Consider the following 20,339-nt stretch of genomic DNA (forward strand, 5'->3'; position numbering starts at 1 on the left):
TTAGCCTCCTTTGCCAGAATGCGGATCTTTGCCGTAACCTGGGTAGAAAATCGTGTTGTCCGTATCGCCCGGTCCCCAGAAAATGCGCGACGGTGTTGGTCGCGCAGTAGGTTCGACCTCAACTTCCCTGAAATAACGAGCATTAACAGTATTCATGTCTTGCGTTGACGGCCATTGCTGGGTCGGTGTTTCATTCGGGTGGACATGGCCAATTAAACGCGAATCACGCGGCACGGCGCTAGTCCAAGCATCACCGCTATACAGTTTCTTAACTAGCTTTCCGTCTACGCGCTCCGTCGTCAGGGAGAATTCTACCTTGCGGCCACCTAACGTGCCCAGTTCATAAATATCGCCAAAGCGAACCGTGCGATCGGTAACAATTACGCCTTCTGTTCCCGGCAGGGCACCAGAGGCGCGCAGATCTGCGATCGAAGCATGGCTCCCGAGGCCTTCCGTGCGTTCAAAGTGCGTACCAGGCCGGCCTCCAGCTTGTGCTGTCAGATCGGGGCCGACAGTTCCCCGGTATGCCGCAAGGCGAGACGAGATAGCGTCGTCAATTGCTGTGCTAGCCGCGGCTTCCCGCGCCAACATCGCACTTCGGACGTCGTCAGGAACCGGCCCCAGCCTCGAATGCCCTGGCCACTCACCCCAAGTCTTATCCTGCTTCGACGTATTGGTCGACGCTCCAAGTCCCATCAAGTTCTCTTTAAGGTTAATAACCTCAAGAACCTGTGCAGGCGGCAGTTCTGACAATCCCGGCCTACGAATAATACTGTCGAATGCAATGATATGGTCGGCCTGGAAGCGAGTTACTGGGTAACCATAAACCGGATCAACTTTCGGCCCGGTTCCTGTATTTACATAATCGCGTCCCGCATCGTTGGGTGACTTTTTGCGGTAATACGCTATCTCGTCCTCCGTAAATGCAGTCTTGCGAGGACCAACGAAAGTATCGTCGCCATGTCCTTGCGCCAATAGATCCATTTCCCTGTTGCCAGCACCGGACCGCGGAGGTTCCACTGGCGAGTGCACTGGCAACTCACGCGAACTAAGTACTTTGAAATTCTTCTCTCCCAAGAACTGAACCTGTCCAGCACCACCAGGCGCTCTTTCGAGTGGCCCCACTACACCGTCGCGGACGTGATGGGGCTGTGTCGACTCGTAGGTCATTTCAATAGACACATCGTCCTTGAACTGTTTAAGAATAGCCAAGTCGTTACGCGCAAATTCTTGACTTGGAATTGGATCGCGGGTGGCCCACTTGCCCGCAGCCGGCACGCCACGTTGCAATGCATCGGCTTGACCCTGGCTTACAACCTGGCGGTACTGGGTACCGGCCGGATCGATTCGCTCGACTACTTCTGTGCCCTTCATCCACGCCGGCTGCATGCCCGCCGCTTCCATCTCGGCATTCACCGTTTCGGCGGTCGTGCGGCGTACAATTTCTGCTTCGTGCTTAGCCATGTTGTTCACTGAAGCACCATGCTCCGCTACACGTGGCAACGACTCACTGCTCGAACCAGACAATTTCACCGACTCCTGAACAGCGACTGCCTCACGACGTCCTGCGATACCGGCCTGACGTTCGATCAATTGACGCTGAGGCAACGCCGACAACAAATCGTCGGACGAAACGCGGGATGGCATCGTCGGCTCTATACGTGGCGCAGAGCCGACAGGAATATCTGCCTCCGCCGATTGCGAACGTCCTACATAGACATCCGGCGCAGCATCCGCATGCGCGGTCCGTGGTGCAGGACCTTCCGGTACATGCAGCCCGCGGCGACCAGCCAAGATGGTTCCCAGGGCATTGAAGCCCGCACTGGCCGCCACGTCGTTTGCCGTCAGTTCATCCTTCGCTCCCATAGCGGCTACATCCACCCCCAGTCCTGCCAGGGCCTGGACTTTATCCCCGGAGAGAGCATTCAGCGAGCTGGCAAGTCGGCCTTCGCCCTCCATCAGGCGGCCAATGGCCTGTTCTGCGCGGCCAATGGCGCCGCCGAGCGGAGCACCTTGCCGCGCCATCCTGCCGGCAGCCGTGGCGTTCAAGCCACCACCAATAGCGATGGCAGCCAGATCGATACCGACGCTAGCCAGGGCGCTTTCAGTCGACGCGCCATGCTCGATCTTGGTGCTGGCGGAATTGACTGACTGCAGGGCACCAAAGCCGATGCCTCCAATACCTGTCGGAATCGTCGCCACGGTGACCGCAATACTGCCGGCCATATGAACTCCTTTTGCGTAACTATCCTGGCGGATCGGCTGGAACCGCTCGTCATTGCGCAAATCGGTGGCTGCGCCGAAGATGTTGTCGGCCATCTCCGTATTGCCGGTTGCGGCAACGACGCCGCCGGCCAGGACCATCGCGCCGCTGGCTGCATTGTTCACCGCAGTACGCACGCCCTGAACAAACAGGTGCGTCGTGGACTGCACCGCTTCCAGCTTCTCGAACTGCTCCACTTTCTCATGGCGGTAATCGCCATCGACGGCCAGGCGTGCACTGCCGATCGTGGCGTCGCTTGCCACGTCAGTCACCTTGGCTAACGTGTAGATCGCAGTACCCAGCAAAGGCGACTTGTCGCCCGCCTGATCAGCCCATGTGTACAACTGTTTGACGCCTGCATCCCTCGCATCGCTGAGGTTTTGCATCAGGTCGGCCACTGGGCTCTTCGATTTTTCCGCATAATCAGCCACCTGCTTCATGCTGCTCGAGAGGTCGCTGCCGGTCACCGCATCGATCGCCCGCGTGACATCCAGAGCGGCGCGGGTGCTGCTCTTGATCGAGTAGTCCAGGCCTTCCTGCACCTTGGTCAAGCCGGCCTCAAGTATTTGCGGTGCGGCATTCGTCAACAGGACGCTACGATCGTTGCCAGATTTCACCAGCAACGTATCGACAAACTGGTCCAGCATGGCGCTGCCGCGACGTTCGGCTTTCTCGCCGTTCCATGCTGCGACTGCGGTTTCACCTGCATGTACCACTTTGGAAGCGACGTCGACATAGTTGGCGGCGGCCAGCGTGGCCGTATCGCCGACATATCGTTTCGCCACCTCCACTTTCTGCGCGCCGTCGGCATACGCCGTCTGCGCGGTGCCTTTGACGGTGTAGGCCGCATCGACTACCTTCGCTTTCAGGCCGTAATACAGGTAGGAGCCGAAGTTAGTGGCATTGTCCTGCTCGCGCAGCGCGCCGTTCACGGCCGCGTTATGCTCGACAGCCGTGGCATCGGCAGCGCTGTAGTCTGCCCGGATTTCGGCGCGCGGCTGTGCGACCGGAGCCTGAGACTGCGCTTGCTGAGCAGGGGCTGCCTGCTGCACTTGCTGGGTTTTCGTTGCGTTCAGGTCACGCTGTCGCTTCTCCTCGGCCAGGATCTGGGCTTGAATGCGAATTGCACTTTCGCCGGCGATCATCTGGCCGGCATAGCGGCTAAATTGCTTGCGAGTGTCTTCATCGCTAAACAGCGATTTCGCAACATCACGCGCCATCATCAGCGTGTCCTTGCCTTCCTTCAGCTCCCAGGCCTGCTTGCCGCGGGCACCGTTCAGCACGGTATCGAGGGCGTAACCGGCACGGGTATTTTCCTTGCCATAAGCTTCGCCAGCCAAGCCGAGCGCCGTGTCGCCGCGCTCAACCTTGTGCACCGTGAACAGGTCGTCTTCTCGTTTGAGGACCTCCCTGCCCCATGCATTTGCTGCTTCGGCAACTTGTGCAGGTGTCCAGTTCGGATGCTCTTTTCGAAGCGAGAGCGCTTTTTTCAAAGCATCATCGCCCATCTTGCTCTTGTCGACTTCTTGCGCTGCCGCTTGTGGCGTGCCTTCCGCGTCTGGGCCCTGTGGCGCCTGCTGATCCACGCCAGGTGTTACCACGTCCGCAGCCGGGACGCCATTGAGACCGGCGCCGGGCTTCATATAGCCAGGCAGCCCAGCCAAGCCCAACTGACCGAGCTCCAACTCTTCCTGGGTAGGACCGTACAGGGCCGCCTGATTGTTATAGACCGTCGGTTTGGCAGGTTTCGCCGCTTGCGTCGCCGCATCTTTCTTCGCTTTGTCAGCCGCGACTAGCTTATCAAACGCAGCTGCAGTCCCCTCCTTGATGTCCGTCTGGTAGGCGCGCGATGCCGCACCACCACCTGCGGAGGCTGCTGCGCGGGTATCGCGACCCGCCCATTGCGCGAACGCGCTGCCCAGGCCGGAACCGACTGCTGTAACAATGTTCTCCAGGATGTTGCTGCTGCTGAAGCCCTGGCCGGTGAAAATGCTGTTGTGGAGGTTGTTGCTGTCCAGGCGTTGGCCGTCTGGGCCGGCGACCTCCCAAGGCAACTTGATGTCGGTGCCTGCGATCTTGCCGTCTGCATTGACCACGCCGCGCGAGCTGGCGAATTGTCCCTCGGCCGTAACCTCTTCGGCGTTGATGCCCACCGCAGCAAATGCGCTGCGCGACATCTGGCCGACGATGCTGCCCACCGCGCCGCCGATGGCGCCAGCCAGCGGATCCTGATGGCGCAGCCTTGCCAGGCCGGCGCCCACTACGGACTCGGCCAGCACATTCGACAGGCCGGTACGCCATTTCTCGTTGACCTTCGAATTGATGTAGTTGCCCACCTCGGTGATTGCCACCGAACGCCAGTCAACCTTGCCGGTTTCGACCAGTTGGGTGGTCACGCTGGATGTCACAGACTTGGCAGTCTTACGCAGGAACTCGTTGGCGGCATCGCTGCCGGCGATATCAACGTTCTTCAGCAGGTCGCCGACCGCCGAGCTGGCGGCCGCTGCGACGCCGGATGCAGCCACCGAGCGCCAGTTGAAGTTCTTCTGCTGGCCGAAGGCGATGCTGATGCCCTGCGTTGCCACGTTCGATGCCATTGCCGTCAGGCCGGTATTGATCGCGGTGGACGGGGTCAGGTTGAACACGCCTGTGCCGCCGATGCCGGCTGCCACGCCGGAGCCGATAGCGCTCATGGCCACGCTCTTCCAGCTGAAGTGTTCCTGAATGCCGACCGCCATGCCAACGCCCTGGCTGACGATAGAGCCGATGGCGCCACCGATCATGGCCGCGCCCAGGCCGGCCATGCCGCCAGCACCGCCCAGCACGGCCAGGCCGGCGCTGAAGGTGGTTGCGCTGGCAGTCGCCGACAGCGACGCGCCCATCAGGCCAGCTGCCGCACCCGCGGTGTAGATCGTCACCACGATGGCAACGATGATCACCAGGATCTGCAGGAAGCCGCCGCACTTCTTGCCTTTCGGCGGTGGCGACTTCAGGTTCGGCAGCTTGCTGCCGACGATCTCGTTCTCGTTGTAGGTCTTGTGGGTCTGCGAGGTGATCGGCTCGGACTTGCCGTTGGACGGCACCACCAGCACTTGGCCAGCCTTCAGCTCCTCGGTGCCGGACAGGCCGTTGGCCTCGGCCAGCACGTACCACTGGCCTGGGTTGCCCCACAAGGTGTTGGCAATGCCCTGCAGCGTTTCGCCGCCCTTGACGGTGTAGCTGGAGGTCGCGCCGCCCGGGAAGTCCTTGCCGTAGTTCTCGAACAGGGCGTAGTTCTTGGTATCGATCGCGGTGTACGCGCCGCCCTGGATCGCGGTGCCGGTTTCGGCCACCGGATTGCCCTGGGCGTAGACATAGTCGATGCGGTCGCGCGCGCCGTCCTTGCCGTTGTCGTGCCACTTGGCGACGATGTGGTCGTCGTTGTCGTAGACGTAACGGGAGATCTCGTCACGGTCCTGGCCATCGCCGCGGCCCTGGTTCATCATCACCAGCTTGTCGTTGGCGTTGTAGGTGAAGGTCGCGTTGCCGCTGGCATCGCCGAAGGCGCGGATCGACCGCTCGCGGCCATCGCCGTAGTAGTCGTAGGTGTACTGGTAAGTCTTGGTCGACTTCGGCGTCACCGTGCGCATGGTGGTCTTGCTGACCTTTCCCGCCGCGTTGTACTGCTGCGAGAGTTCCTGGCTTTCGCTCTCGGTCTTGACCCATCCGGCCGGGCTGTAGCCCTTGTGGATGGCTTCCGCTGCGCTCATGCGGCGCAGGTCGAACAGGTGGCCGGTGATCGGCAGCGCGTTCGGATCAAAGTCGAGCTTCTTGAGCGTGTTGGTGTTGCTGGTCAGGTTGCCGTTCGACTGGTCGTAGGTCTTGGTCGCAGTGGACCAGGTCACGCCATCGCGCTTCTCGATGAACAGCGTGTTGTTGCCTGCAACGTCGTATTGCCAGATCAGCTCTTCGTCGCGCGACAGCTGCAGGGTACGGCCGCTCAGGGTCGCAAAGGCATCGGCATCGAAATCGACAATGCCGTTGTCCTGCGCGATCTTGGCCCAGCGGTTCGCATCGCGGTACTGGACGATGGCAATCGCCTGCAGCGCCTCGCGTACCGTCACGCTGGTGTAGACCGGATTGCCCATGTCGTCTTCGTGATCGGTGAAGCGCAGGTCGCTTTCGCTCACGGCGTAGGCATCGGGCTGCTTGACGCTGAGCGCCGTGGCAGGACGGTTATGGTCGTCGTAGGTGTAGGTGGTCACCACACCGCCGGCCGTGTAGGTGCTGCGGCGGCCTGCGGCGTCGTAGGTGTAATGGCCCACCACGGCATTGCTGTTGCGCAGCGCGATGACGCGGCCTGCACCATCGAAGTCGGTGCCATGGTCGACGCTGGTGCCGCCGCCATTGCCTTGCACCCGCACCTGGTTGCCCACTTCGTCGTAGCTGATGGTTTCTTCCAGGCCGGTGACGCTGTCCTTCCAGTACGTCATGCGGCCCAGTTCATCGAAGCGGTAGGCCAGCATGCGGTTATGGGTGGCGCTTTCGAAGTCGACCACGCCGGTGGTCTCCTCTTTCACGCGCTGGCCCATGATGTCGTAGCCGTAAGTGGTGCGCACGCCGGTGGCCAGGTCGAGGATCTCGACCAGGTGGCCGGCCTCGTCGTAGGCGCGGCGGATATTCTTGCCGCTGACGCTGGTCTGCGAAGTTTCGCGGCCGAAGTCGTCGTAGGTGTAGCTGGTGACGCGGCCGTCTTCGTCGATCGCGCGGCGCAGCTGGGCAAAGCCGCCGAACTGGCTTTGCTTGGTCTTGCCGTTGCCGTCGGTTTCCGCGATCAGGTTGCCGAATACGTCGTAGCTGCGGTAGCTGGTGGTGGCGATGTCCACCGAGCTGCCGTTGACACGGCGCCATTGGGTCACGGACTGCACGCGGCCCAGGCCGTCGTAACGCATCTCGATGCGGTGGCCGGACGGGTTGTTCAAGTCGTACGAGGCGGTGCGGTTGCCGCGGCCGTCGTAGCCGAACTGGTTGAAGCCCTGGCGCACCACGCGGCCCTGCGCGTCGTAGACGATAGGCGTGGTCTGGCCCACGCCGTCGGTCAGGGACGTGATGCGGCCCAGTGCATCGTAGCCGTACCTGGTCACCACGCCGCCGCCGTCGGTCTGCTCGACACGGTTGCCATGGCTGTCATAGCGCGACGTGCTGGTGAAGCCGCGTTCATCGGTGACCGCAATTTCGCGGCCCAGGTTGTCGTAGCTGAAGGACTTGCTGTGGCCCAGCGCGTCGGTCTGGCGCAGCAGGGTGCCCTGCACGTCGTATTCGCGGGTGCTGGTATTGCCTGCAGCATCGGTGCGCGACACCAGGTTGTTCAGGAAATCGTAGCTGGAACGGGTGACCGGACGGCGTGCGCTGCCCTCGCCGGATACCACGAAGGCGACATCCCACTTGGTCAGCTCGTTGCCGCGCAGGTCGTACTGCGAGTACGACACGGTCCCGTTGACGTTGCCCTTCTTGCCCAGGGTATGGGTGGCAACCGCATGGCCGGCGGCATCGACGTCGTACTCGCGCCAGATGCCATCGTTCTCGGTCGAGGCGATCTTGGCATTGAGCGCGTTGTAGCGCGTTTCGCTGAAGTAGCCGCTGTCGCTGGCCACCGCATCGAGCGCGCCGCCGGCCAGGCCGGTTTCCTCGCTGGCCAGCTGCATGCCCTGCAGGAAGTCGGCATTGCTCAATGGGCCGACGTAGGTGCCGGCGCTCATGGTGGCGCCGCTGATGCTGCCGCCGTCTTCGCCCGCCAGGACGATGTAGGACTCGCCGCTATGCAGGGTGTTGGCGTCGTCCGCCGCACGGTTCCAGTCGACGATCACTTCGCGGCCTTGCGCGTCCAGGTACCAGACCTTGTAGTCCAGCGACTTGGCCGGCAGCGGAATCTTCGCCACGGTGTGGTTGTACTGGCCGTTGCCCAGGTCCTGCATCAACTCGTCGTTGTCGAAGGCCACGCCGTTGCCGCTGCCGGTGCTGCGCCACGACAGGTGCAGGCCGCCCGTCACCAGCGCTGCTTCGCTCGGATGCAGCGTGGTGTTGAAGGCCAGGTTGTAGCCGCGTTGTTCCCAATGGCTGGTGTCCTTGCCTTGCGCGTCGGCCGAGACCACCCATTCCTTCCATTCGCTGGAAGTGGTGGAGGTGGTGTGGCTGGCCAGCACGCGGTTGGCGTAGTAGACCGCGGTGGCGCCGCTTGGGCTGCCGCTGGTGTGCACCAGCATGCGGCCTGCGTAGCGCTCCGCCACGACCGGCTGGCCCTGCACGATGACCAGCTGGTCGGTGCCGGCCGCCGGCGCCTCCCAGGTGGAGGCGTTGTACTGGCTGGACTTGCCCGCTTCGCCGGTCGGGGTGTAGACCAGGTGCTCGAGCACGACCTCGCGGCCGTCGGCGGTAATGCCGGTGATCTCGATCTCGTAAGCCTGGCCCACGGCCAGCGGCGCATCGGCGCCAATGGCCATCGCGCCGTTGGTGGAACCGTTCTGCGAGAACGGACGGTCGCTGCCCTGCACGCGCCACTTGGCCACGTACAGGTTGAACGCCAGGCCGCCGCCGTTGACTGACAGGCCCATGTTCAGCATCACGCCGCCCGGCTGCACGGATTCGTTCAGCGAAGTGCTGGTGCCCACGCGCTGGCCCGGCGCCTGGAAGGATTTCTCGCCGGTGCTGAACTGCACGCCGGCGGCATCCTGCCATTGCAGGCGGAAGCCCAGCTGGCCAGGGTCGCCGTTGACCGGCAGGGTGGTTTCGTAATAGCCGTCGCCAGCCAGCACCATCGGGCTGGCCGTGTTGGCGCCGCCATGCGGGCCGTAGAACAGGGTCGGCGACTGGCTGCCGGCGCCGAACTTGACGCGCACGCGCATGGTATTGGCATCAGGACGGCTGACCTGCACGTCGTCCACGGCAGGCGGCATCACCACCTTGCTCTCGCCGGTGTACACGCAGTTGCCCGCCACGTCCTGCGTGACGACGCGGTAGTACAGCGTGGTGCCCGCTGCCGGGCGTGGCAGCGCGGCGTGGCCGGAGCCCGCTTGCAGGTTGGTGCTGGTCTCGGTGCGGTTGGCGTAGCTGGCCGCATCGGCGTGCGAGACGGTGTCCCACACCACGTAGGACGCCATGCCGCTGGCGCCGGTGTTGTAGTCCAGCGCCAGGTCGTTGCCATCGACGCTGAGCTTGATGTCGCTGGCCGGAATCGCCTGGTTCTTCATTTCGCCGGTGTAGCGGAACACCACATTGCCGGCGGCATCGTAGAACTGGCGGCTGCCGCTGCCGTCCGGCTGCTGCACCTGCACGGTGCGGCCCATGCCGTCGAAGGCGCTCTTGACGGCGAAGCCGTCCTGGTCCTGCACCCAGCTGCGGTTGCCCACTGCATCGTACTGGTAGCTGCGGCGGGTATAGCCGTTGTAGCCCACGTTCAGCGTGTCGCCGGTGGCGCTGACCGAGACGCCGCCCAGGGCGTCGTCCTGGGTCGCCAGGCGGCCGCGCGCATCGTAGGAATACAGCGAAGCCTGGTCGGCCGGGTCGCTGGAGACCACGCCCAGCAGGGCGCCGTAGTTGTTGGCCAGGGCGCTGGCGTTGACGCCGTCCGCCACAGGGCGCGCGAAGTGCACGCTGCGCGTCATGCGGCCCTGGGCGTCGTAGTTGAACAGCGACAGGCCGCGATGGCTGTCGATGCTGCCGATCATGCGGTTGCGGCTGTCGTAGTAGTAGTACTCGACCGCTTGCTGCGCCGTGCCGGCTGCCATGGTCTTGGCCAGCACATTGCCGGCCTTGTCATAGGTGTAGCTGGTCACGCGCGCCTGCAGCGACACGGTGTTGGTGGCCGGGTCGGTCACTTCCACGGCCGGATCGCGCTGTTCGAGCAGGCGGTTGGCCAGGTCGTATTTGTAGCTGGTCACGGCCACCTTGCCGGCCGGCGCCGCCGGGACGCTGGCGGCGCTCAGGCCCGCCGTCGCCAGCGGGGTGGCGTAGACGCGCTTCTGCAGCACGTTGCCGCTCTTGTCGTAGTCGAACTGGGTCAGGTAGCCCATGGAGTCGACTTGCGCCGTCAGGCGGCCCAGCGCGTCGCGGTAGCTGAAGGTGTGGCCGCCGTCGATGCCGTCGTTCTGCACCAGGTTGCCCCAGGCGTCATAGGCGTTATGTTCTTCCGGCGTCACCATGGCCGTATTCACGGTCGGGTCGTTGCCGGCCGTGTTGGACAGGCTGCCCAGGCTGACCTGCGGGTAGACGGTGCGCAGTACGCGGCCGTTGATGTCGTGCTCGTACTTGTAGAGGCGCACTTCGCCTGCCGGCGCGGCCGGACGCTGCGCCGGGTTGTGGGCGGCGGCCAGGCGCGTCATGTACAGGCGCTCGGCAACCTGGTTGCCGAAGCCGTCGTACTCGAATTCATGCAGCACGTTGTCGCCGTCGATCTGGGCCACCATGCGGCCCTTGGCGTCGTAATAGCTGGTGGTCGGCAGGCCGTTGGCATCCGTCACCTGTACCACGTTGCCCAGCGAGTCGTAGCGCACGGTGGACTGTGCGGTGCCGAAGCTGCTGCCGTTGGCGATGGAGAACTGCTGGGTCGCCGCCACGGTTGCAGTGATGCGGCGGTTGTTGCGGTCATAGGTGTAGGTCTTGAGGCCTTCCTTGCCCGATTCGGTGGCCACGTTGCCGGCCGCGTCGTAGGTATAGGACTGCACGACTCCGCCCATGCCGTCGCGCACGAAGGCCAGGCGGCCATTGCCGTTGTACTCGTAGCTGCTGCGGCGGCCTTCGCCGTCGGTGGTTTCGATCACGTTGCCCAGGTCGTCGTACTTGCTGGACTGGGCCACGCGCAGGCCGTTCGGGTCGAACACGGTGCTGGTGCGGCGGTTGTCCAGGTCGTAGCCGTAATTGGTCACGCGCACCGGCTCGCCGGCATAGGCCAGCGACTGCTGCACCTGGTTGCCCACGATGTCGTAGGCATAGGTGGTCACGCCGCCGTCGAAGCCGGCCTGGCGCAGCAGGCGGTTGCCCTTGTCGTAGGCGTAGTCGGTGGTGCGCGCCGAAGCAGTGCCGGCATGCTCCACCTGCTGCAGGCGGTTGCCCGCGGCATCCAGCACGTAGCTGGTGCGGAAACCGTCCGGCGTGGCCAGCAGGGTCTGGCGGTTCGCCAGGTCGTACTCGGCCAGCTGCACGCGGTCCATGGCGCTGGCCGCCACGGCCGGCGGCTGGGCCGGATCGAGGGCGCCGTGCCAGGCGTTGGCGAACTGGGTCACCGCCAGGCGGTTGCCCGCGAGGTCGTAGGTGATCTTGCTCAGGTAGCCCATGGCGTCGACCGTGGCCACCAGGCGGTTGCCCTGGTCGTACCAGTTGGTGGTGACGTTGCCCAGGCCATCCTTGGCGCTGATGCGGTTGCCCACCTTGTCATAGGTGTACTCGGTGCGGTTGCCTTCGCCGTCAATGAGGGCCGTTTCGCGGCCGTCCAGGTCGAACTCATGGCGCACGCCGGCGCCGCCGGCGCTGGTGGCGGCTTCGTTGCCCGCTGCATCGTAGGTATGGCTGGTGGTGACGCCGCCTTCCGTTTCGCTGATGACGCGGCCGTTGCCGTCGTAGGCATACAGCTTGGTGGTCGCGGCGCCGAAGCGGTTTTCGTGGGTTTCCTGGGTTGGCTTGTCCAGCTGGGCGCTGCCATACTCGTAGGTCACCACGGCGCCTTCCGGCGATTCGGTGCGGCGCAGGCGGCCTTCGGAATCGTAGCTGTAAAGCGTGGTGCGCGCGGCAGCAGTGCCGGCGCCCGCCGTGACAGCGCGGCGGTTGCCGAAATGGTCGTAGGCCGTGGTGGTCACCATGCCCATGGCATCGGTCGCCGCCACCACGCGGTTCAGCGCGTCGTAGGCCAGCTTGACTTCGGCCGGACGGGCATGTGCCGCCAGCGCTGCGTCGTAGCCGGCATCGCCAGGCTGCAGCAGGTATTGGCCGCTGACGGCGGCAATGCGGTTGCCGAACAGGTCGTAGCTGGCCGTGGCGGTATAGCCCAACTGGTCGGTGCTGGACACCAGGCGGCCCATGATGTCGTACTGGCTGCGGGTGCTGCGCGCGTCGCTGCCATCGGCACGCGACAGCGTGCTGGAGGTCAGCTTGCCGTCGATGTTCCAGGCCTGGGTGGTCAGCGCGCCGGCCGCGTCGAGCGCGGTCAGCAGGCGATCCTTGACGTCGAAGGTCTGCACGGTGCTGCGGCCTTCGGCGTCGGTGATGCGCACGCGGTTGCCGTAGCCGTCCAGCTGGTAGCTGGTGGTGAAGCCCATCGGGTCGGTGACGCTGGTCAGGCGGCCGTCCAGGTCGTAGGCGTAGCGGGTATGGCGTTCGCTGCCGGCGACACCGGCCGCTTCCACCGTCTCCACCAGGTTGCCGGCGCCGTCGTAGCGGAACTGCGTGACGTTGCCGCTGCCGTCGGTGCTGCTGTCGACGCGCTTGTCCGCATCGTAGTGGTACTGCGTGCTGTGCGACTGGCCGGCGTTGCTGGTAGTGATCCTGTTACGGTTGCCGAAGGCATCGTACTCCATGGTCGTCGACTCATCGCGGAAGCCGTCGTTGGAGGTCCTGATCAGCTGGCGGTTGCCGTCGTACTGGAAGTGCCTGGTCCGCGCCTGCGTCAGGTCGTCCGACACGGTGCTTTCCACCACCAGGTTGCCGACCGCATCATAGCCGCGCTGCGTGCGCTGGCCCAAAGGATTGACCTCCAGCGCCAGGCGGTGCATGAAGTCGTACTCGTAGCGCGTGACGCGCACCTCCGGCGTGCCGGCGCCTTCGCTGGCGCTCAGCAGGTTGCCCATGCTGTCGTAGGTGAACTCGGTGCGCTTGCCGATCGCGTCGGTTTCGGAGGTCTTGCGGCCCAGCAGGTCGTAGCTGTAGCTGGTGGCGCGCTCGTTCGCCGTTCCGGCGAATTCCGCCACCTGGACGCGGTGGCCCAGCAGGTCATAGGCGAAACTGGTCACGCTGCCATCGACGCCAGTGCTGGACAGCATGCGGCCCATGATGTCGAACGAAGCGGACGTGGTGCGGCCCGCGTCGCCCGCCGCCGCTTGCGGCAGCGCGCCGTTGGCCGGCAGCGCTACGGCCTGGCTGTAGCGCGTCGAGGACACCACGTTGCCGGCCGCGTCGTAACGCTGCGTGCTCAGTTGGCCGGCAGCGCTGCGCTCGGCCACTTGCCGGTTCAGCGCATCGTAGTAATAGCTGGTCTTGGCCGTGGTGCCGGCCAGGTCGATCTGCTGGTGCTGCTCCAGCACGTTGCCGACCGCGTCGTTGACGAAATCGGTGCGCCAGCCGTTGCCGTCCACCGTCGACACCACGCGGTTGGCCGCGTCGTAGGCGCTGGTGGTGGTGAAGCCGCCGCGCGCCACGCTGATCTGGTTGCCGACCGCGTCGTAGCCGTAGCTGGTGGCAAAGCCGTTGGCGTCGGTGTGTTCCACCAGGCGGCCGTCGGCATCGTAGCGGTACTGGTTGTGCTTGCCGAGTTCATCCGACTTGTCGGTCAGGTTGCCCGCGGCGTCATAAGTGTAATTGACGGACTGGGTCCAGATCACGTACTCGCGCTTCAGGCGGTTGGCGTAATCGTATTCGTAGTTGCGTTCCAGGCCGAGCGCATCGGTCTTCTTGCTGACATTGCCGACCTCGTCGAACTCATAGCGCGTGGTGCCGCCGAGCGCGTCGGTCTCGCTGGTACGGCGGTTGTTTTCGTCGTAGGTCCAGCTGGTCTTCACAGCCAGCGCGGTGCCGGCGCCGAGCACGCGCTCGGTCTCGTTGCCCACCGCATCGTAGGCATGGGTGGTGCGCACGCCGTCGGCGTCCTTCTGCAGCACCAGGCGGCGGTTGCCGTCGTATTCGAAGACGGTGGTGGCGCCGGCGGTGCTGGTGGCGGTCAGGCGGTTGCCCACTGCATCGTAGCTGAAGCTGGTCTTTTGGCCCAGCGCGTCGGTCTGCTGCAGCAGGTCGCCGCGCGCATTGTAGGCGTAGCCGGTACGGCGGCCCAGCGCGTCGACCGTGGCGGTGCGGCGGCCCAGCACGTCGTACTCGTAGCTGGTGGCCTGGCCCAGGGCGTTGGTGCTGGACAGCTGGCGGCGCAGGCCGTCAAAGGTGGCGGTGCTGGTATGGCCGTTGGCGTCGGTGACCGAAGTCTGGTTGCCGACTGCGTCGTAGCCGTAGCTGGTGACGTTGGACAGCGGATCGGTGCTGGTGGCCAGGCGGTTCAGCGCGTCGTAGCTGTAGTTCCAGGTACCGATGCCGTCCGCGTGCGTCAGCGTGTTGCCGACCTTGTCGTAGGTCCAGCGCTGGGAGTAGCCGCTGCTGTCCTGCTGGGTGAGACGGCCGAGGCCGTCGTAGTAGTAATAGGTGGTGAAGCCGCGCGCATTCCTCATGGAAGCACGGTTGCCCAGCTTGTCGTACGTGAACCAGGTGGTGTGGCCCAGGGCATCGGTGACGCTGGCCACGCGGTTGTCGGCGTCGTAGGCGTAGCTGGTGGTGTGGCCGTTGGCATCGGTCACGCCGACGCGGTTGCCCACGCCGTCGTAGCTGAAGCGGGTTACATTGCCCAAGGCGTCGGTGCTGCTGTCCTGGCGGTTCAGCGCATCGTAGCTGGCCAGCGTTGCGAAGCCGGCCGCGTCGACCGTGCGCAGGCGGTTGCCGTTCTGGTCGTACTCGTAGCGGGTCACGCCGCCCATCACGTCGGTCGTGCTCAGCAGGCGGTTGTCGGCGTCATAGGTATGGCTGGTGGCGTTGCCGGCAGCATCGGTTTCCTTGACCAGGTTGCCCAGCGCATCGTATGCGTAGCTGCGCTTGCCGCCCAGTGCATCGGTCTCGCCCACGACACGGCCCAGGCCGTCGTAGCTGTAGCGCGTGACGTTGCCGTTGGCGTCGGTCTGGCTGGTCACGTGGCCCAGGGCATCGTACGCGAAGCGGGTCACGCCGCCCAGCGCGTCGGTGACGCTGGTCTGGCGGCGCAGCGCGTCGTAGCTGTAGCTGGTCGTGTTGCCGTTGGCGTCGGTGCGGCTGAGGCGGTTGCCCACCGCGTCCACCGTATAGCTTTCCTCGTTGCCGAGAACGTCCTTGGTGCGCACCAGCGCGCCGGCCTGGTTGTAGTAGTAGCTCGTGTACTTCTGGTTGGCATCGCGGACCTGGCTCAGGTTGCCCACACCGTCGTAACTCGTTTCGGTGTAGTTGCCCAGCGCGTCGATGACACTGACGCGGCGGTTCAACTTGTCGTAGCCATACTTCGTCGTGTTGCCGCGGGCATCCTGGACGCTGGTGCAACTGCCGTTGGCGTCGTAGCCGTACCTGGTCACATTGCCCAGGGCGTCGGTCTTGGTGCTGACGCGGTTGTCGGCATCGTAGGCCAGCGTCGTCACGTTGCCGCGGGCATCGGTGATGGCGACACGGTTGCCGGCCACATCGTACGCGTACGACACAGCAGCGCCCATGGCGTCGGTCTGCTTGACCAGGCGGTTGTCGCCGTCGTAGGCGAACAAGGTGCGGCCGCCGGCGGCATCCTGCGCCGCCAGGCGGTTGCCGACCGCATCGTACTCGTAGCTGGTCTCGCCGCCCAGGGCATTGGTTTCCTTCAGCAGGCGGCCCAGCAGGTCGTAGCTCCAGCGCGTGCTGAAGCCCAGCGCGTCGGTGCTGCTGGTTTCGTGGCCGGCGGCATCGTAGACGTGGGTGGTCACGCCGCCCATGGCGTCGGTCTCCTTCAGCAGGCGGCCGGCGGCATCGTAGCTGTACTCGGTGCGCGCGCCGTTGGCGTCGACCATGGCGGTGCGGTTGCCCAGGATGTCGTACTCGTAAGTGGTGACATTGCCCAGCGCGTCGGTCTTGCTGATGACGCGATTGCCTTTGTCGTAGGCATAGGTGCAAGGGTTGCCATTGCCGTCGCGGACGACGATCCGGTTGCCGAAGGCATCGAGCTCATAGGACTGCTGGCGCTCGTTGCCTTCGCGGAAGTCGGTCTCGACCAGGCGGCGGTCGGCGTCGACGCTCTGGCCGAAGTAGGAGCCGGTGCCGTCATAGGTATAGCGGCGGTCGCCATTCTTGTCGTAGGCGTGCTGGATCTTGTTGCCCAGCGCGTCGGTGACCATCAGCAGGCGGTGTTCGCCGTCGTACTGGTAGGTCGTGGCATTGCCCAGGGCATCGGTGACCTTGACCAGGTTGCCGACCGCGTCGTATTCGCTGCGCTGGACATTGCCTTCCGCGCTGCGGCTGAGCACCTGGCGGTTGTTGGCATCATACTCATAGCTGGTGGTATGGCCGTTGGCGTCGGTAACGCTCAGGCGGTTGCCCACTGCGTCGTAGGTGTTGCCGCTGATGCCGCCCAGGGCATCGGTGGTGGACGTCACACGACCCAGGGCGTCGTAGGCGCTCCTGGTGACGCCGCCCAGCACGTCGGTCACGGCAACGCGCTGACCCAGCACGTCATAGCTGTAGCTGCTGGTCTGGCCCAGCACGTCGGTTGAGGACAGCAGCAGGTGGCCTTCGTCGTAGGTGTAGCTGACGGCATTGCCCTGTGCATTGACTTCGCGCACCAGGTTGCCGACCGCGTCGTACTCGCGGGTCGAAATGCCGCCCAGGCTGTCGACGCTGCGCACCAGGCGGTTCAGCGCGTCGTATTCGTAGGCCGTGACCTGGTCGTGCGCATCGTCGGCCAGCGGCAGGTCGATGCGGAAGCTGTCGCGGTCGCCCCACCATGGGTCCGGCAGCTGGCCGTCGACCTTGTTGGCATAGCGGGTCTGGCGCACCATGTTGCCGTTTTCGTCGTATTCGTAGTGGGTCAGGTAGCCCAGCGCCGACACGCTGTCCGTCAGGCGGTTGTTGTCGTCGTAGAAGTAGCGCGTGGCGTTCTGCAGCGCGTCCGTGCGCATCAGCACGTTGCCGTTACTGTCGCGCGTGAGATTGTCGCTCAGGCCATCGGTGCTGTCGTGCCCGCTCACCCGGCCGACCTGGTCATACCAGGTGCTCTTCCAGTTGCCGAGGGCATCCGTGACGCGCGACACCTGGTGGTGTTCGCGCACGTCGAACCTGGTGACATTGCCCAGCGCGTCGGTATGGCTGATGCGGTCATCGGCCGCATCGTAAGCATTGGTCGAGGTATGGCCGTTGGCGTCGGTCGTGCTGGTCAGGTTGCCGACCTTGTCGTAGCCGTAGGTGGTGGCGGCGCCCAGGGCATCGGTGGTCTTGACCAGGCGGTCCAGTACATCGTAGGCATAGGCGGTGCTGTTGCCGGCGCCGTCGGTGGTGCTGGTACGGTTGCCGTTGACGTCGTAGGCGTAGCGGGTCACCGTGCCGCGTGCATCGGTTTGCTCCACCAGGCGGTTGTCGGCGTCGTACACGCTGGCCGTGGTGCGGCCCAGCGCATCGGTGGTGCCGATGCGGTTGCCCTTGGCGTCATAGCGGTACTGTGTCACGCCGCCCAGGGCGTCGGTGCTGCTGACCAGGCGGTTCAACAGGTCGTAGGTGTAGCGCGTGGTATTGCCGCGCGCGTCGGTCGAGGCGACCATGTTGCCGTTTGCATCGTATTCGCTGCTGGTGGCAAAGCCCATCGGGTCGGTGCTGCCGATGCGGCGGTTCTCCTTGTCGTAGCTGTACGACGTCATGCGGCCGCGCGCATCCGTGACCATGGTGCGGTTGCCGGCGTCGTCGTAACGGTATTCGACCCGCCTCCAGTCTTCGTTGCGGTAGCCGACCAGGCGGCCTGCCGCGTCATGGGCGTAGCCGCCGTCCTTGTTCTCGGCTTCGTCGTAGTTGCGATAGAGATTGGCCTGGTGGATTGCGTTATAGGTATAACGCTCGCGTTCCTCCCAGTAGTCCCAGTTGCCGTTGTCGCGCAGCAGCGTCGAGCGGGTCATGCGGTGCAGCGGATCGTATTCGTACTCGCGGACATGGCCGTTCGCATCTTCGACCCGGGTGCGGTTGCCGCCGGCGTCGTACTCGTAGCGCGTCTCGCCGCCCAGGGCATCGGTGGCCAGCAGCAGCTGGTTGATCGCATCGTAGGCATAGGTGGTCACCGCGCCGTTCGGTCGCGTGCGGCTCAGCTGGTTGCCGACGGCGTCATAGGTGAAGGTGGTGGCGGCACCCAGCGCGTCGGTGCTCGCTACCATGCGATACAGCTTGTCGTAGGCGTACTGGGTGATGCCGCCGGCTGCGTCGGTCTGGCTCAGCACATTGCCAACCGCGTCATAGGTGGACGAGGTGACACCGCCCAGGGCGTCGGTGGTGCCGACCAGGCGGTTCAGTGCGTCCCAGCGCTGCAGCGTGGTCGCGCCGCGCGGATCGGTGGTGCTGACCAGGTTGGCATTGGCGTCGTAGGCATAGGTCGTGACATTGCCCAGCGCCGAAGTCTGGCTGATGCGGCGGTTCGCAGCATCATAGGCGAAGCTGGTCTCATTGCCGTTCGGGTCGATGGAAGCGGTCATGTTGCCGTTCGCATCGTATTCGTATTCGGTCGGCGCCAGGCCGCCATGCGATTCGCTCGCCAGGCGGTCGCACTCGTCGAACGTGCGGTTGATGGTGAAGTGCAGCTCCATGTCGTCGACGCCGCCACCCTCTTCGCCGCCCCAGATCTGCTCGTAGTAGCGGTCTTCGAAGATGATGTTGCCCACGCCGTCGTAGCCGTAGTCGGTCACATGGCGCGGCCCGTAGTGCGGCTCTTCCCAATCACCGCCGTAGGACAGTGCGCCAGGAACCAGCATCGCCTCGCCGCCGGCCCTGGTCAGCGTCAGGGATTCGCCCCAGCCGGGGGTATGCATCATGTGCTCTTCGCGTACCAGGCGGTCGTTGGCGTCGTAGTGATAGAACGTCTCGTAGCCGAGCGGATCGTCCTTCTCGATGCGGTTGCCGACTGCGTCGTAATAGTAGTAAGTCGTATTACGGTTGGCATCGTATTCCCGGATCATCCGGTGCAGCGCATCGTAATGGAACTCCGATACGTTGCCGTTCTTGTCCTCCACGCTAATGCGGTTGCCCACTTCGTCGTAGGCGTAGCTCTCCTTGTTGCCCAGCGCGTCGACCAGCGTTGCGACGCGGTTCAGCGCATCGAAGTGGTATTCGGTGGCGTTGCCGTTCTTGTCGGTGATGCTGGTGCGGTTGCCGTTGGCGTCGTAGGTGTAGCTCTCGGTATGGCCCATGGCGTCGGTGGTCGACAGCAGCTGGCTCAGGGCGTCGTAGCTGAACCTGGTCACATTGCCGTTGCGGTCCACCGTTTGCAGCATGTTGCCGGCAGCATCGTAGCTGCTGGACACCGTGTGGCCCAGCGGGTCGGTGGACAGCAGCAGGCGGTCGCTGGCATCGTATTCGAAGGTGGTGACGCCCCCGTTGCGGTCGGTGTAGCGCGTGCGGTTGCCGGCGGCGTCGTACTCCACCTTGTCCGCATAGCCTTTCGGATCGGTGGTTTTCACCACGCGGTTGACGGCGTCGTACTCGTAGGTCGTGGTGTGGCCGTTGCCGTCGGTGCGCGCAATGCGGTTGCCTTCGGCGTCGAACTCGAGTTTGGTGGAGTAGCCCATCGGGTCTACCTTCTCCACCTGGCGGTTGACGGCGTCGTACAGGAACTGGGTGCGGTGGCCGTTGGCGTCGATGCGCGCGGTCAGGTTGTAGACCGCGTCGTATTCCTGGCGGGTGTGACCGTCCAGCGCGTCGATCGTGTCGACCAGGTTGTACACCGCATCGTAGACGTACCTGGTGGTGAACCCGAGCGCATCGGTGGTGCTGACGCGGTTGCCCACGGTGTCGTAGGCGTGGGTGGTCGCGTTGCCCAGCGCATCGACCTGCTTGACCATGCGGTTCAGCACATCGTAGTCGAAGCTGGTCTTGTTGCCGTTGCGGTCCGTGGTGCTGGTGCGGTTGCCCAGCACGTCGTAGGTGTAGCTCTCCTTGTTGCCCAGCGCATCGGTCTGCTCAACCAGGCGGTTGTTCAGGTCATAGGCGAAGCGGGTCACGCTGCCAAGCTGGTTGGTGGCCGACGTCTTGTTGCCGACGGCATCCCAGGTGAAGGACTGGGTGGCGCCCATCGGATCGGTCTGGAGCAGCAGCTGGCCCAGTGCATCGTACTCGTACT

1 protein-coding gene (cut by a window edge) is annotated in these 20,339 nt (G+C 64.4%); it reads right to left on the minus strand.

From position 1 onward, the window contains the following. Nucleotides 1-20,339, minus strand: the 3' portion of a protein-coding gene (locus ACN9M3_RS29750; RefSeq protein WP_426319514.1) for a LysM peptidoglycan-binding domain-containing protein. Its footprint extends 12,667 nt past the window's final position; only the last 20,339 of its 33,006 coding nucleotides appear in the window; the start codon falls outside the window, past its right edge; its stop codon occupies nt 1-3.

The sequence above is a fragment of the Pseudoduganella sp. R-43 genome, from assembly GCF_049913255.1.
Lineage (GTDB): Bacteria > Pseudomonadota > Gammaproteobacteria > Burkholderiales > Burkholderiaceae_D > Rugamonas.